The following is a 13,804-nucleotide window of genomic DNA, read 5'->3' as shown; positions in this document are numbered from 1 at the left end:
CCGACGGCCGGCCGCCGTTCCGCCGGTGGTCGCCGCGGTCCGCCGACGCTCTCAGCCGGCGCGCCAGTTCCCCGTGAGCGCCGAACCCAGCTGGTCGAGGTACGACGCGGTGAGCGTGCGGATCGACTCCAGGCCGAAGTCCTCGCTGGTGCACCACTGCCGTTCGGAGACCCGGATCACCCCGCCGAACACGGCCACCGCCAGCCGTGGCCGGGGGTCGGTGTCCACGTCGACGCCCTCCCGCTCGGCCAGCACCCGCGCGATGGTCTCCTCCGTCGCCGCGGACCGGCGCAGATGGGCGGCCAGCAGCGCGGGCGTGGAGTCGATCGTGCGGTACATGCGCAGGTACAGCTCGACCGGGACGGCCGACGCGACGGTCTCGCGGATCGCGTCCCAGCCCTCCAGGAACGCCTGCCGCAGCGCCTGCATCGGCGCCTCCTGCGGTGGCCGGGCCCGTACGGCCGCCACGAAGGCCGCCTCCGTCGTCTGCTGGACCGCGAAGGCCACGTCCTCCTTGCCCGCGAAGTAGCGGAAGAAGGTGCGCTGCGAGACGTCGACGGCCTCGGCGATCTCGTCGACGGTGGTCTGCTCGTACCCCTGCGTGGTGAACAGTTCGAGAGCGGCCCGCAGCAGCGCCTCCCGGGTACGCCGCTTCTTGCGTTCGCGCAGCGTCTCCATGGGCCTCTCTTCCGTGAACGTCCGGCCTGTTCAGCCTATCCGGCGGCGACATGTCAGTAACCGTCTTGTGATTCCGTTTGTCAACTGTCAGACGCTGTCACTAATCTCAGGGTATGACTAGTCAGACCGCCATCGACTCGACGGGACCGGGGGACAAGGCGCCCGCTCCGTCGGGACCGCCCCCGGCCCCGGGCCTGCGCGGCCACCCGTGGCTCACCCTCATCACCGTTGCCGTAGGGGTCATGATGGTGGCCCTGGACGGCACCATCGTGGCCATCGCCAACCCGGCCATCCGCGACGATCTGCACGCGTCCTTCGCCGACGTGCAGTGGATCACCAACTCCTACTTCCTCGCTCTCGCGGTCACACTGATCACCGCGGGCAAGCTCGGTGACCGCTTCGGCCACCGGCAGACCTTCCTCATCGGGGTCAGCGGCTTCGCCCTCGCCTCCGGCGCCATCGGGCTCTCCGGCAGCATCGCCGCGGTCGTCACCTTCCGCGTCTTCCAGGGGCTCTTCGGCGCGCTGCTGATGCCGGCCGCGCTCGGCGTGCTGCGGGCCACCTTCCCGGCCGAGAAGCTCAACATGGCCATCGGCGTGTGGGGCATGGTGATCGGCGCCTCCACGGCGGGCGGCCCCATCCTCGGCGGCGTCCTCGTCGAGCACGTCAACTGGCAGTCGGTGTTCTTCATCAACGTGCCGGTCGGCGCCCTCGCCCTGCTCCTCGGCACCATGATCCTGCTCGACCACCGGGCCGAGAACGCCCCCCGCTCCTTCGACCTGCTCGGCATCGCCCTGCTGTCCGGCGCGATGTTCTGCCTGGTCTGGGCGCTCATCAAGGCGCCGGCGTGGGGCTGGGGATCGGGCCGGACCTGGCTGTTCCTCGGCGTCTCGGTGCTGCTGTTCGCCCTCTTCGCCCTCTGGGAGACGCGGGTGGCGGAACCCCTGATCCCGCTGCGCCTGTTCCGTTCCGTGCCGTTCTCGGCGGGCGCGGTGCTGATGGTGATGATGGCCATCGCGTTCATGGGCGGCCTGTTCTTCGTGACGTTCTACCTCCAGAACGTCCACGGGATGAGCCCCGTCGACGCCGGCCTGCACCTGCTGCCGCTCACCTGCATGATGATCGTCGGCTCCCCGCTGGCCGGCGCCGCGATCACCCGGCTCGGTCCGCGCATTCCGCTGGCCGGCGGCATGGCCGTCACCGCGGTCGCCCTGTACGGCATGTCCACGCTCGAGGTCGACACCGGCAGCGCGCTGATGTCCCTCTGGTTCGCCCTGCTCGGCCTCGGACTCGCGCCGGTCATGGTCGGTGCCACCGAGGTCATCGTCGGCAACGCCCCCATGGAGCTGTCCGGCGTGGCCGGCGGTCTCCAGCAGGCGGCCATGCAGATCGGCAGCAGCCTCGGTACGGCCGTGCTCGGTGCCGTGATGGCCTCCAAGGTCGACAGCGACCTGCCGGGCAACTGGGCCGGCGCCGGCCTGCCGAAGCTGACGCCCGGTCAGCTCGGCCAGGCCTCCGAGGCGGTGCAGGTCGGTGTGGCCCCGGTGACGAAGAGCATGCCGGCGCCGGTCGCCGCGAAGATCACGGCCGTCGCCCACGACACCTTCATCTCCGGCATGAGCCGCGCCTCCCTGGTCGCGGCCGGCGTGGCGGCGGTCGCCGTCCTGGTCGCGCTGCTCACCAAGCGGGGCGACAACGCGGAGGCGGGCGCGGGCGTGGGCCACATCTGAGACCCGCTCACCGCTCCACCCTTCGGCGGAGTTCCCCTATCAGGGTGACCCCGCTCGAGATTTCTCGCTCCCGGCGCGCGCCGCAGGTCACAGTGGGTCAAGTCCTCCGCAGGGCCTGGGGGGACGGCCGGGCCGCGGCGCGCGCTGCCGGAGGGGGCGGCGCGCGCGGGTCTGCCGGGGCGGAACCGGGGTACCCGCACACCGAAGCCGAACTGTCCAGAAAACCTCAGGGAGTTGATGATGGCGGGCTTCGGGCAAGGAACGCGCGGGTACCCCCGGTCCCGCGGCCGGACGTGGCAGCGGACCGGGCCGGACCGTGCGACGCTCGGGATCATCGGAACCATCTGCGCGGTCGCCGGCTTTTTCGCGCTGGGCATCGTCCTCGGCCCCGTCGCGATGTTCTGCGGCTGGCAGTCGATGGGCCGCGCCTGGTCGAACGACCGCAACGTACCGGCTCTGGTGGCCCTGATCCTGGGCGCGATCGACACCCTGCTCGCCATCATCGCCCTGGCGGGCGCGGCGACCTGGGGCCACGGCCTGCTGTGACGGACGACGCGTCACCGCGGACGCCTGCGGCCGGCGGCGCCTTGTTGTAGGGCTACGGGTGCGGCTGCGGGACCGTCGTGGCTGGTCGCGCAGTTCCCCGCGCCTCTGGCGGGGCGCGGTCGGCGTGGGCCGGTCGAGCGCGGTCCCGGCCGGCTGCCGTGGTCGGCGGTGTCTCGCCGTAGGGGTGTGGGTGCGTGGGCGGCTGCGGGATCGTCGTGGCTGGTCGCGCAGTTCCCCGCGCCCCTGGCGGGGTGCGGCCGGCCTGCGCCGGTCGAGCGCGGTCCGGACTCGTCCGGCCTCGGGTCAGCGGTGTTGGTGTTGTTCCGCGGTCAGGCGGGCCACCTCGGCCCGCAGGAGCCGTACCTCCTCGGTCAGGGAGGCGATCGCCTCCGTCTGCCGCCGTTCCTCCACGTCGTCCTTCTCGAACCGCGAGATGAACCACGCGGCGATGTTCGCGGTGACGACACCGAGCAGCGCGATGCCGGACAGCATCAGCCCGACCGCGATCATCCGTCCGAGCCCGGTGGTCGGCGCGTGGTCCCCGTACCCGACGGTCGTCATCGTCGTGAAGGACCACCACACGGCATCGCCCAGCGTCAGGATGTTCCCGTGCGGCGATTCGCGTTCCACGGACAGCACCGCCAGCGAGCCGAACATCAGCAGCCCGATCACGGCCCCCACGACGTACGTGGTCAGCCGGATCTGCGGAGCCATCCGCGCCCGCCGGCCCACCAGCAGCAGCGTGGACACCAGGCGCAGCAGCCGCAGGGGCTGGAGCATCGGCAGGATCACCGCGCACAGGTCGAGCCAGTGGCGCCGTACGAACTCCCTGCGGTGCGGGGCGAGGGCCAGCCGCATCAGGTAGTCGACGGCGAACGCGCCCCAGACCACCCACTCCACCACCGTGCACGCGACGGTCAGCGAGCGTCCGGCGGACGCGTCCACGATCGGTACCGCGTAGGCGACGGCGAACGCGAGCGCGAACGCCAGCAGCGGCCGTTGGGTGTGCCGCTCCCACCGGGCCTGCGCCGACAGTTGTTCCATGCACGCATAGTAAAGAAACCGTAAGGGCGGTGGAGCGTCGGCTCCACCGCCCTCGGATCGTTCTCGGGCCGCTCAGGTCACGCGTCGCCGCCCGCCGCGCCCGGGTCCGCCGCCGAGACGTCCAGCAGCTGGTACCGGTCGATGGCCTGCTTCAGCACGGACCGGTCCACCTTCCCCTCGCGCGCCAGCTCCGTCAGCACCGCCACCACGATCGACTGGGCGTCGATGTGGAAGAAGCGGCGCGCGGCCCCCCGGGTGTCGGCGAAGCCGAAGCCGTCCGCGCCGAGGGACTGGTAGGTGCCGGGCACCCACCGGGCGATCTGGTCCGGAACCGACCGCATCCAGTCGGACACGGCCACGAACGGGCCCTCCGCAGCGCCGAGCTTCCGCGTCACGTACGGCACCCGCTGCTCCTCCTCGGGATGCAGCAGGTTGTGCCGCTCGCACTCCACGGCCTCGCGGCGCAGCTCGTTCCAGGAGGTCGCGGACCACACGTCGGCCCTGACGTCCCACTCCTCGGCGAGGAGCCGCTGCGCCTCAAGCGCCCACGGCACCGCGACGCCCGAGGCCATGATCTGCGCCGGGATCGAGCCGCCGGTGCCCACGCCGATCCGGTGGACACCCTTCACGATGCCCTCGACGTCCACGTCCGCGGGCTCGGCCGGGTGCTGGATGGGCTCGTTGTAGACGGTCAGGTAGTAGAAGACGTCCTCGCCGTGCGGGTGCTCGGGCGAGCTGCCGTACATCCGGCGCAGGCCGTCCTGCACGATGTGCGCGATCTCGTAGGCGTACGCCGGGTCGTAGGCCACGCACGCCGGGTTGGTCGAGGCGAGCAGCTGGGAGTGGCCGTCCGCGTGCTGGAGACCCTCACCCGTCAGGGTCGTACGGCCGGCGGTGGCGCCCAGCACGAAGCCGCGTGCCAGCTGGTCGGCCATCTGCCAGAACTGGTCACCGGTGCGCTGGAACCCGAACATCGAGTAGAAGACATAGACCGGGATCAGCGGCTCGCCGTGCGTGGCGTACGCCGAGCCGGCCGCGATCAGCGAGGCCGTGCAGCCCGCCTCGGAGATGCCGTCGTGCAGCATCTGGCCGGTCGGCGACTCCTTGTAGGCCAGGAGCAGCTCCCGGTCCACCGCCTCGTACTGCTGGCCGAGCGGGTTGTAGATCTTCGCACTCGGGAAGAAGGAGTCCATGCCGAACGTGCGGTACTCGTCCGGCGCGATCAGCACGAACCGCTTGCCGATCTCCTTGTCCCGCATGAGGTCCTTGAGCAGGCGCACGAAGGCCATCGTCGTCGCGATGGACTGCTGGCCCGTGCCCTTCTTCACCGTCGCGTACGTCTTGTCGTCCGGCAGCGGCAGCGGCTGGGAGCGGACGACGCGGGTGGGCACGTAACCGCCGAGCGACCGGCGGCGGTCGTGCATGTACTGGATCTCCTCCGTGTCCCGGCCCGGGTGGTAGTACGGCGGCAGGCCGGACTCCAGCTCCTTGTCGGAGATCGGCAGGTGCAGGCGGTCCCGGAAGCGCTTGAGGTCGTCGACCGTCAGCTTCTTCATCTGGTGGGTGGCGTTGCGGCCCTCGAAGTTCGGGCCCAGCGTCCAGCCCTTGACCGTCTTGGCGAGGATGACCGTCGGCTGGCCGCGGTGCTCCTTGGCCGCCTTGAACGCCGCGTAGATCTTGCGGTGGTCGTGGCCGCCGCGGCCGAGGTGCAGGATCTGGTCGTCGGTCATGTTCTCGACCATCGCCCGCAGCCGGTGGTCGTCGCCGAAGAAGTGGTCGCGGATGTAGGCGCCGGACTCGGTGGCGTACGTCTGGAACTGGCCGTCCGGGGTGCGGTTCATCTTGTTGACGAGGATGCCGTCCCGGTCCTGCGCGAGCAGCGGGTCCCAGGTGCGGTCCCAGATCAGCTTGATCACGTTCCAGCCGGCGCCCCGGAAGACCGACTCCAGCTCCTGGATGATCTTGCCGTTGCCGCGCACCGGGCCGTCGAGGCGCTGGAGGTTGCAGTTGACGACGAAGGTCAGGTTGTCCAGGCCCTCGCGCGCCGCGATGGTCAGCTGGCCGAGGGACTCCGGCTCGTCCATCTCGCCGTCGCCGAGGAACGCCCACACGTGCGAGCGGGAGGTGTCCGCGATACCGCGCGCCTCCATGTAGCGGTTCATCCGCGCCTGGTAGATCGCGCCGAGCGGGCCGAGGCCCATGGAGACCGTCGGGAACTCCCAGAAGTCCGGCATCGAGCGCGGGTGGGGGTAGCTGGACAGGCCGACCGGGTGCTTCGACTTCTCCTGGCGGAAGCCGTCCAGCTGGTCCTCGGTGAGCCGGTCGAGCAGGTAGGCGCGGGCGTAGATGCCGGGGGAGGCGTGGCCCTGGAAGAAGACCTGGTCGCCGCCGTCGCCCTCGTCCTTGCCGCGGAAGAAGTGGTTGAAGCCGACGTCGTACAGGGAGGCGGAGGAGGCGAACGTGGCGATGTGGCCGCCGACGCCGATGCCGGGGCGCTGGGCGCGGGACACCATGACGGCCGCGTTCCAGCGGGTCGCGTTCAGGATCCGGCGCTCGATCTCCTCGTTGCCGGGGAAGAACGGCTCGCTCTTGGTGGGGATGGTGTTGACGTAGTCCGTGCTGCGCATCTCGGGCACGGCCACGCGCTTCTCACGCGCCCGTTCGATCAGACGGAGCATGAGATAGCGGGCCCGCTCCCGGCCGCGCTCGTCGACGGCGGCGTCCAGGGAGTCGAGCCACTCCTGGGTCTCTTCGGGATCGAAGTCAGGAACCTGACTCGGAAGGCCGCCAATGATGATCGGATTACGATCGGATCCGGAAGCCACGCTGTTCCTTACCTGTGAGAGGGCCAGTTGCTGCGCCTGCCTACGCCGTTCCCCATCGTGTACCTCGGGAAGGCGTACGTCATCCGCACCGGTCAAAACGCAACGATACGCCCGGGGTGTGACGCGCTTGGCAAAGTCGTTCGAGTGACGTGTCTGTGGATGATTCCGAACGGTGCAAACGGGGCACATCGGTGTGAGGTGGGTTACGTAGAATCGGGATACGGTGCCAGAAGTTGCGGCGACCCGGCCGGGATCGTCACCGTTTCGGCGGTCCCGAGGGCCGGGTACTTGCGCGATCCGCCCCGCCCGTGTGGACTACGGCCAATGCTTCGCGCACGCGCGTGGCTGAGATATTCCCAAAACATGATCAGGAGGCACCCCGTGAGCGCGACCGCGGACCACGCGGAGGAGCGGACGAACCCTGCCGGCAGGCTGGGGTTCCAGCCCGGGCAGGTGGTCCAGGAGATCGGCTACGACGACGACGTCGATCAGGAGCTCCGCGAGGCCATCGAGGAAGCCATCGAGGGCGACCTCATGGACGAGGACTACGACGACGTGGCCGACGCCGTTGTGCTGTGGTTCCGTGATGACGACGGCGACCTGACGGATGCGCTGGTGGATGCCACCACGTACATCGAAGAGGGCGGCATCATCCTGCTCCTCACGCCGAAGACCGGCCGTTCGGGGTACGTGGAGCCGAGCGACATCCAGGACGCCGCCACGACGGCCGGCCTGACCGCGGCCAAGAGCGTCAGCGTCGGCAAGGACTGGAGCGGCAGCCGCCTGGCGACGCCCAAGGCGGCCAAGTCCAAGAGGTGACCGCCTCGTCACCACCGGACGGGCCGGGAACGCCCGGCCCGTCCGTATCCCCCGGGGATCGCTGCGTAGGGTGGACCACGGCGTTTGCTGTGCCCTCCCCCCGACAGCCCACCGAAGGGATGCACCACGATGGCGATCCAGGTCGGAGACAAGGCCCCCGACTTCGAGCTGAAGGACAACCACGGCCGGACCGTGCGGCTCTCGGAGTTCCACGGCGACAAGAACGTGGTCCTCCTCTTCTATCCGTTCGCCTTCACCGGCGTGTGCACCGGCGAGCTGTGCGAGCTGCGCGACAACCTGCCGAAGTTCTCGGACCGCGACACCCAGTTGCTCGCCGTCTCCAACGACTCCATCCACACCCTGCGCGTCTTCGCCGAGCAGGAGGGCTTCGAATACCCCCTGCTGAGCGACTTCTGGCCGCACGGCGAGGTCTCGCGCGCGTACGGCGTCCTCGACGAGGACAAGGGCTGCGCCGTTCGGGGCACCTTCATCATCGACAAGGAGGGCATCGTCCGGTGGACCGTGGTCAACGGCCTGCCCGACGCGCGTGACCTGGGCGAATACGTCAAGGCGCTCGACGCCCTCTGAGCCGTCCGGCGGCTCGGAACCGCTGATTTCCCGGGCTCATGATCTGCGGGGGGCGGGAACCCGTCACTAGGATCGGCACGTTGATCCCATATCCGAAGCACGACGGGGCCCCCGCCCCCGAACACCACCTGGAGGACCCGTGGGAGTCAGCCTCAGCAAGGGCGGCAACGTATCCCTGACGAAGGAGGCCCCGGGCCTGACCGCCGTCATCGTCGGTCTGGGCTGGGACGTGCGCACCACCACCGGCACGGACTTCGACCTCGACGCCAGCGCGCTGCTGCTGAACAACTCCGGCAAGGTCGCGAGCGACCAGCACTTCGTCTTCTTCAACAACCTCAAGAGCCCCGACGGGTCCGTCGAGCACACCGGCGACAACCTCACCGGTGAGGGCGAGGGCGACGACGAACAGGTCAAGGTCGACCTGGCCGGCGTCCCCGCCGACATCGAGAGGATCGTCTTCCCGGTGTCGATCTACGAAGCCGAGAACCGCCAGCAGTCCTTCGGCCAGGTCCGCAACGCCTTCATCCGCGTCGTGAACCAGGCCAACCAGCAGGAGATCGCCCGCTACGACCTGAGCGAGGACGCCTCCACCGAGACCGCCATGGTCTTCGGCGAGCTGTACCGCAACGGCGCGGAGTGGAAGTTCCGCGCCGTCGGCCAGGGCTACGCCTCGGGTCTGCGCGGTATCGCCCAGGACTTCGGCGTCAACGTCTGACACCGATCCGCTCCCGCTCCGGCGCCGCACCGTTCCACGGGCGGCGCCGGACGCGCAGCACCACCAGGCAAGCACCACCCAGGGGAGGACCAGCATCATGGGCGTCACGCTCGCCAAGGGAGGCAACGTCTCCCTCTCCAAGGCCGCACCGAACCTCACCAACGTCATGATCGGGCTCGGCTGGGACGCGCGGTCCACCACCGGCGCCCCCTTCGACCTGGACGCCAGCGCGCTGCTGTGCGACGGCGCCAACCGGGTGCTGGGCGACGAGTACTTCGTGTTCTACAACCAGCTCACGAGCCCCGAGGGTTCCGTGGAGCACACCGGGGACAACCTCACCGGTGAGGGCGAGGGCGACGACGAGTCGGTCCTGGTGGACCTCGGCAAGGTGCCGGCCCGGTGCGAGAAGATCATCTTCCCGGTCTCCATCCATATGGCGGACGAGCGCGGCCAGACCTTCGGACAGGTCTCCAACGCCTTCATCCGGGTCGTGAACCAGGCCGACGGCCAGGAGCTGGCCCGCTACGACCTCAGCGAGGACGCCTCCACCGAGACGGCCATGATTTTCGGCGAGCTGTACCGGTACCAGAGCGAGTGGAAGTTCCGTGCCGTCGGACAGGGGTACGCGTCGGGACTCCGGGGCATCGCTCTAGACTTCGGAGTCAACGTTTCGTAAAGCCGCGTACGGCGCGGGGGAGACCCTCCCCCAACAGATGATGGGGTAGCCAGTGCTTCTGAAAACCTTCGGCTGGTCGTTCGCGATTACCGCGCTCGGCCTGGTCGCTGCGGTGTTCTACGGGGGGTGGACCGCCTTCGGCATCGTGGCGATCCTCGCCGTCCTGGAAATCTCGCTCTCCTTCGACAACGCGGTGGTCAACGCCGGGATCCTGAAGAAGATGAGCGCCTTCTGGCAGAAGATCTTCCTCACGGTCGGCGTGCTCATCGCGGTCTTCGGCATGCGGCTGGTGTTCCCCGTCGTCATCGTGGCCGTCACCGCCAAGATGGGCCCGCTGCGGGCCGTCGACCTCGCGCTCAACGACAAGGACCGCTACCAGCAGCTGGTCACCGACGCGCACCCGGCGATCGCCGCCTTCGGTGGCATGTTCCTGCTGATGATCTTCCTCGACTTCATCTTCGAGGACCGGGACATCCAGTGGCTGCGCTGGATCGAGCGGCCCCTGGCCAAGCTCGGCAAGGTCGACATGTTGTCGGTCTGCATCTCCCTCGTCGTCCTGCTCATCACCTCCTTCACCTTCGCCACCCACGCCCACCAGCACGGCGGCGCCCACGCCGACAAGGCCCAGACGGTCCTGATCGCCGGCATCGCGGGTCTGATCACCTACATGGTCGTCGGCGGTCTCTCCGGCTTCTTCGAGGACAGGCTGGAGGAAGAGGAGGAGCGCGAGCACGAGGAGGAGGAAGAGGCCGTCCGCTCCGGCAAGCAGCGCTCGGCGGTCGTCCTGGCCGGCCAGGCCGCGTTCTTCATGTTCCTCTACCTCGAGGTCCTGGACGCGTCCTTCTCCTTCGACGGTGTGATCGGCGCGTTCGCCATCACCAACGACATCGTCCTGATGGCCCTCGGCCTCGGCATCGGCGCGATGTACGTCCGGTCGCTGACCGTGTACCTGGTCCGCCAGGGCACCCTCGACGACTACGTCTACCTGGAGCACGGGGCCCACTACGCGATCGGCGCCCTGGCCGTCATTCTCATGGTCACCATCCGGTACGAGATCAACGAGGTCATCACCGGCCTCGTCGGTGTCATCCTGATCGCCTGGTCGTTCTGGTCCTCCGTCCGCCGCAACCGGGCGCTGGCCGCGGCCGGCGAGGGCAGCGGCGAAAAGGCGGAGGTGCCGTCCGGGGTGTGACGGCCCGGCGGGTGAGGAACGCTCTCAGCGGGGCGGCCGACGCGGTCGGCCGCCCCCGACGGCGTCTGGACGAGCACGCGAGTACCTGGGGGCGGGAATGGGTTTCTTCGACGGACTGCTGGGCGGGCGCGCCGCCGACTTCGACTCGGGCAACGGGACCAACGCCATCGAGCTCACCAGACGGCATCAGGCGGTGTCCCTCACCAAGCAGGACGCGGCCACCGGGCACCTGCGTGTCAACCTCACCTGGCGGATGCGCACCTCCGACTTCGACGGGGGCCGGCGCCCCAGCCTGCTGCGGCACCCCTTCCGGGCACTGAAGCCGCCGGAGATCCTCGGCCACGGGGAGAGCATGGTCGACGTCGACCTCGACCTGGGCTGTCTGTACGAGCTGGCCGACGGCACCAAGGGGGTCGTCCAGCCCCTCGGCGGATACCTCGGCGACGTCAACGCGCCGCCGTACATCAAGCTCAGCGGCGACGACCGGTTCGGCTCGGGGTCCGGCGAGACGATGTACGTCAACCTCGACCACCGGGACGAGCTCAAGCGGCTGCTGGTCTTCGTCTACATCTACGACCGGACGCCCGCCTTCGACCGCACCCACGCGATCGTCACCCTCTACCCGAGCAACGGCCCCCGCATCGAGATAGGCCTGGACGAACGCCACCCCCAGGCCCGCTCCTGCGCCGTGGTCATGATCGAGAACGTCAAGGGGGAACTCGTCGTCCGCCGGGAGGTCAAGTTCGTCTACGGCTTCCAGGGCGAACTCGACCGCCTGTACGGCTGGGGACTCCAGTGGGGCCGGGGCTACAAGACCAAGGTGGACCGCTAGTCACGCCGGGGACGGCCCCGTAGGCGCCGCCCCTACCGCCCGATGAACTGCGGCCCCTGCGGCGGCAGCCGGAAGTACGGGTCCGGCCCCACGGTCGCCGGCACGGGCACCGGCACCGGCTGGGGGTGCGTCTGCGGCGCCGGCTGCGGGTAGCCGTAGGCCGCCTGCGGCGGCACCACGGACGCCGGCAACTCCGGGGGCAGCGGCCGGGACCCCGGCCCGGCCGGAGCCGGCTCCTCCTCCGTCCCCTCCGACTCGTCCACCGAGATCCCGAAGTCGGTGGCCAGCCCCCTCAGCCCGTTCGAGTAGCCCTCGCCCAGAGCGCGGAACTTCCAGCCCTCCCCGCGGCGGTACAGCTCCCCGCAGATCAGCGCCGTCTCCGCGCCGGTCTCCGGCTTGATGTCGAACCGGGCCAGCGGCTCCCCGTCGGCGGCCCCCGCGTCGTACAGCAGGATGCACAGCGCCGGCACCCGGTCGAAGGGGACGCCGTCGGCGGAGGCGACCAGCAGGATCCGGCCGATGCTCGGTTCGACACCTGGCAGGTCTGTCTGGATCGTGTCGGTCAGTCCCTCGGCGATCCGCTTCTTGCCCAGCCGCCACACCACCCCGGAGGGGTGCCGGGGCTGGTTGTAGAAGACGAAGTCCTCGTCGGAGCGCACACGGCCGTCAGGGCCCAGCAGCAGCGCCGAGGCGTCCACGTCGGGCACTTCCTGTCCCGGCGTCCAGCGCAGCACCGCGCGGACCGTGGTGGCCTCCAGCGGGACGTTCGACCCCTTCAGCATCGCGTGCGTCATGCGGTCATCCTGCCCTCTCGGTCCTGCTCACGACAATGCGGGGGGCCGTGGCGCCGACACGGGCGGATCACCGGAAATTCATGCCCACCGGGAACTCCGGACACCGATCCATACGTACTATTACCGGCCACCCTTTACCGAATCCACAGACTCGGCTCGCACCCCAGAGGGAGTCCTATGCGTCATTTCGGGCACATCGCCCCGGAGGTGCGTCAGCGTCTCTTCCACCGGGAACCGTGCGCGTTCACCGCCGACTCCCCGGCCCGGCTGCTCTCCGCGGCCCTGGGCGCCACGCTGTACAGCCCGGCCACCCGGCCCCGGCTGGCCGACGACATCGTCAGACAGGCCGGGAACGGCGTGGTCTCGATGGTGCTGTGCCTGGAGGACTCGATCGGCGACGCGGACGTCCCGGCGGGCGAGGAGAACCTCGTCCGTCAGTTCACCGCCCTCGCCGGCCACGCCGCCCGGCCCGGCGTGGAGCTGCCCCTGCTGTTCATCCGGGTGCGCACCCCCGAGCAGATACCCGACCTCGTACGGCGTCTCGGCCCTGCCGTGCGCCTGCTGTCCGGTTTCGTGCTGCCCAAGTTCACCGGGGAACGCGGCATCCCCTTCCTGGAGGCCCTGACCGTCGCCGAGGCCGCCGCCGGCCGGCGGCTCTTCGCGATGCCGGTCCTGGAGTCCCCCGAACTGCTCTACCTCGAGTCCCGGGTGGACGCCCTGGAGGGCATATTCCGCGCGGTCGACAAGTACCGCGAGCGGGTCCTGGCCCTCCGCCTCGGCGTGACCGACTTCTGCTCCTCCTACGGCCTGCGCCGCGCCCCCGACATGACGGCCTACGACGTCCGGATCGTCGCCTCCGTGATCGCCGACGTCGTGAACATGCTCGGCCGCGCCGACGGCACCGGCTTCACCGTCACCGGCCCGGTCTGGGAGTACTTCCGCGTCTCCGAGCGCATGTTCAAGCCGCAGCTCCGCCAGAGCCCGTTCCTGGAGATGCAGGCCGTCGCGCTGCGCGAGAAGCTCATCGAACACGCCATGGACGGCCTGCTCCGCGAGATCTCCCTGGACCAGGCCAACGGCCTCCTCGGCAAGACCTGCATCCACCCCTCCCACGTCCTTCCCGTGCACGCGCTCTCCGTGGTCAGCCACGAGGAGTTCAGCGACGCCCAGGACATCCTGCGGCCGGAACAGGGCGGCGGGGGTGTCCTCAGGTCGGCGTACACGAACAAGATGAACGAGGTGAAGCCGCACCGCGCCTGGGCCGAGCGGACCCTGCTGCGCGCCGAGGTGTTCGGCGTCGCCAACGAGGACGTCGGCTTCGTGGAGCTGCTCGCCGCCGGCATACCCGGCTGACCCTGCCCACCT

The 13,804-nt window shown here is 69.7% G+C and carries 13 protein-coding genes; 9 read left to right on the top strand and 4 right to left on the bottom strand.

Annotation, left to right across the window (positions count from 1 at the left end):
- Positions 1-51: 51 nt before the first annotated feature.
- Positions 52-678, bottom strand: a complete 627-nt coding sequence (locus ABZ117_RS00285; RefSeq protein ID WP_356816114.1) for a TetR family transcriptional regulator — start codon at positions 676-678, stop codon at positions 52-54.
- 113 nt (positions 679-791) lie between these two features.
- On the opposite strand from ABZ117_RS00285, the gene ABZ117_RS00280 reads away from it, so the two are divergent.
- A complete protein-coding gene (locus ABZ117_RS00280; RefSeq protein ID WP_356816113.1) occupies positions 792-2,408 on the top strand; it encodes an MFS transporter in 1,617 nt (538 codons plus the stop codon).
- A gap of 237 nt (positions 2,409-2,645) precedes the next feature.
- Positions 2,646-2,954 (top strand): small hydrophobic protein, encoded by a 309-nt coding sequence (locus tag ABZ117_RS00275; protein ID WP_356816112.1) that lies wholly within the window; start codon positions 2,646-2,648, stop codon positions 2,952-2,954.
- Positions 2,955-3,257: 303 nt separating this feature from the next.
- Here the strand turns inward: ABZ117_RS00275 and ABZ117_RS00270 are convergent, their stop codons facing one another.
- Positions 3,258-3,998, bottom strand: a complete 741-nt coding sequence (locus ABZ117_RS00270) for an ion channel (RefSeq protein WP_356816111.1) — start codon at positions 3,996-3,998, stop codon at positions 3,258-3,260.
- 77 nt (positions 3,999-4,075) lie between these two features.
- Positions 4,076-6,823: a pyruvate dehydrogenase (acetyl-transferring), homodimeric type gene (gene aceE, locus ABZ117_RS00265; RefSeq protein WP_356816110.1), complete on the bottom strand. Its 2,748-nt coding sequence runs from the start codon at positions 6,821-6,823 to the stop codon at positions 4,076-4,078.
- Positions 6,824-7,204: 381 nt separating this feature from the next.
- Here aceE and ABZ117_RS00260 point away from each other — a divergent pair, with 381 nt between their 5' ends.
- The 6 genes from ABZ117_RS00260 (at position 7,205) to ABZ117_RS00235 (ending at position 11,645) form a co-directional block, all read left to right on the top strand.
- Positions 7,205-7,642, top strand: a complete 438-nt coding sequence (locus ABZ117_RS00260; RefSeq protein ID WP_356816109.1) for a DUF3052 domain-containing protein — start codon at positions 7,205-7,207, stop codon at positions 7,640-7,642.
- A 129-nt stretch (positions 7,643-7,771) separates the two neighbouring features.
- A complete protein-coding gene (locus ABZ117_RS00255; RefSeq protein ID WP_356816108.1) occupies positions 7,772-8,230 on the top strand; it encodes a peroxiredoxin in 459 nt (152 codons plus the stop codon).
- Positions 8,231-8,369: 139 nt separating this feature from the next.
- Positions 8,370-8,945 carry a TerD family protein gene (locus tag ABZ117_RS00250; protein WP_356816107.1) on the top strand — a complete coding sequence of 192 codons (576 nt, stop codon included), beginning with the start codon at positions 8,370-8,372 and terminating at the stop codon, positions 8,943-8,945.
- A gap of 97 nt (positions 8,946-9,042) precedes the next feature.
- Positions 9,043-9,621, top strand: coding sequence for a TerD family protein (locus ABZ117_RS00245; protein ID WP_356816106.1), 579 nt, complete (start codon positions 9,043-9,045; stop codon positions 9,619-9,621).
- A 52-nt stretch (positions 9,622-9,673) separates the two neighbouring features.
- Positions 9,674-10,813 (top strand): DUF475 domain-containing protein, encoded by a 1,140-nt coding sequence (locus tag ABZ117_RS00240; protein ID WP_356816105.1) that lies wholly within the window; start codon positions 9,674-9,676, stop codon positions 10,811-10,813.
- A gap of 97 nt (positions 10,814-10,910) precedes the next feature.
- Entirely contained in the window at positions 10,911-11,645 is a 735-nt protein-coding gene (locus ABZ117_RS00235) for a Tellurium resistance (RefSeq protein WP_356816104.1), read from the top strand.
- A 32-nt stretch (positions 11,646-11,677) separates the two neighbouring features.
- Here ABZ117_RS00235 and ABZ117_RS00230 read toward each other — a convergent pair whose 3' ends face one another.
- Positions 11,678-12,439, bottom strand: coding sequence for a TerD family protein (locus ABZ117_RS00230; RefSeq protein ID WP_356816103.1), 762 nt, complete (start codon positions 12,437-12,439; stop codon positions 11,678-11,680).
- Positions 12,440-12,616: 177 nt separating this feature from the next.
- Here ABZ117_RS00230 and ABZ117_RS00225 point away from each other — a divergent pair, with 177 nt between their 5' ends.
- A complete protein-coding gene (locus tag ABZ117_RS00225) occupies positions 12,617-13,792 on the top strand; it encodes an HpcH/HpaI aldolase/citrate lyase family protein (RefSeq protein ID WP_356816102.1) in 1,176 nt (391 codons plus the stop codon).
- The last annotated feature ends 12 nt before the right edge of the window (positions 13,793-13,804 follow it).

It is taken from the genome of Streptomyces sp. NPDC006309, from assembly GCF_040613095.1.
GTDB lineage: Bacteria > Actinomycetota > Actinomycetes > Streptomycetales > Streptomycetaceae > Streptomyces.
Note: the sequence above shows the minus strand (reverse complement) of the source record. Positions and strands in the feature narration are given on the sequence as shown.

Excerpts from the sequence above, each read along its gene's own strand:
- ABZ117_RS00285 (WP_356816114.1), bottom strand. The coding sequence starts at position 678 with ATGGAGACGCTGCGCGAACGCAAGAAGCGGCGTACCCGGGAGGCGCTG.
- ABZ117_RS00280 (WP_356816113.1), top strand. The coding sequence starts at position 792 with ATGACTAGTCAGACCGCCATCGACTCGACGGGACCGGGGGACAAGGCG.
- ABZ117_RS00275 (WP_356816112.1), top strand. The coding sequence starts at position 2,646 with ATGATGGCGGGCTTCGGGCAAGGAACGCGCGGGTACCCCCGGTCCCGC.
- ABZ117_RS00270 (WP_356816111.1), bottom strand. The coding sequence starts at position 3,998 with ATGGAACAACTGTCGGCGCAGGCCCGGTGGGAGCGGCACACCCAACGG.
- ABZ117_RS00255 (WP_356816108.1), top strand. The coding sequence starts at position 7,772 with ATGGCGATCCAGGTCGGAGACAAGGCCCCCGACTTCGAGCTGAAGGAC.
- ABZ117_RS00245 (WP_356816106.1), top strand. The coding sequence starts at position 9,043 with ATGGGCGTCACGCTCGCCAAGGGAGGCAACGTCTCCCTCTCCAAGGCC.
- ABZ117_RS00235 (WP_356816104.1), top strand. The coding sequence starts at position 10,911 with ATGGGTTTCTTCGACGGACTGCTGGGCGGGCGCGCCGCCGACTTCGAC.
- ABZ117_RS00230 (WP_356816103.1), bottom strand. The coding sequence starts at position 12,439 with ATGACGCACGCGATGCTGAAGGGGTCGAACGTCCCGCTGGAGGCCACC.
- ABZ117_RS00225 (WP_356816102.1), top strand. The coding sequence starts at position 12,617 with ATGCGTCATTTCGGGCACATCGCCCCGGAGGTGCGTCAGCGTCTCTTC.